Annotated in this window: 1 protein-coding gene; it reads left to right on the top strand. The window is 62.2% G+C overall.

Translation table 11 applies throughout. From position 1 onward, the window contains the following. Positions 1-144 precede the first annotated feature (144 nt). Entirely contained in the window at positions 145-744 is a 600-nt protein-coding gene (locus tag VK682_RS27280; RefSeq protein WP_324783002.1) for a lytic transglycosylase domain-containing protein, read from the top strand. Positions 745-780: the final 36 nt, after the last annotated feature.

Genomic DNA, 780 nt, shown 5'->3' with positions numbered 1-780 from the left:
TCTTCATTGGCCTTGGCTTTGCGCATGTCGACCTGCCGCTTGAAGCGGGGACAAGCCGGAGCCACAAGCTCGCCCCATCAGACAAGGGCGCTGGCGACTAACCTTGTCTGTCTCTGGCTACTCGCCGCGCCAGCCTCAGCGCAAATGGTCCTGGTCATGGAGAGCGACGGCTCTCTGACGCCTTCCCAATCCCAAAATAGCTTCGCGCGCAATTACAATGACGGCATCGGTCAGGGATCGGCAGCCGATGAACTTGCGATTTTCGGCAGCGATGCAACTGTGCCAGAGCGTGAAGCGATGCGCTTTGCAGCCCGTGTCGGTCCGGCACCCTTGCCCCGCGTCGATGTCTTAAACGCCATAGAGACCACGGCCCTGCGCTATGCCAGCCACCCCGGCCTAAGGCGCGCGGAGCTTTCCGTCACGGACTGGCTGAGCCTCTACCGGGCCAATATCGAAGTGGAGAGCGCCTATCGGCAGGATGCGATCTCACACGCGGGCGCCATTGGCCTTGGTCAGCTTATGCCCGACACCGCGCGCGACCTCGACGTCGACCCGCTTGACCCCCAACAGAACCTCGACGGCTCTGCCCGTTACCTTGCGATGATGCTGGAAAGCTTCGGCGATCCGCATCTGGCGCTTGCCGCCTACAACGCTGGGCCGGAAGCCGTGCGCCAACACGGCGGCATTCCCCCTTACCGAGAAACCCAGAACCACGTGGCCCGCGTCATGGCCGTTGTGTGTTGATTTCCACCCAGAACTGAGCCGGGTTTTCCATCGAGA

Source organism: Salipiger marinus, from assembly GCF_035481585.1.
Classification (GTDB): Bacteria; Pseudomonadota; Alphaproteobacteria; order Rhodobacterales; family Rhodobacteraceae; genus Salipiger; species Salipiger marinus.
Note: the sequence above shows the minus strand (reverse complement) of the source record. Positions and strands in the feature narration are given on the sequence as shown.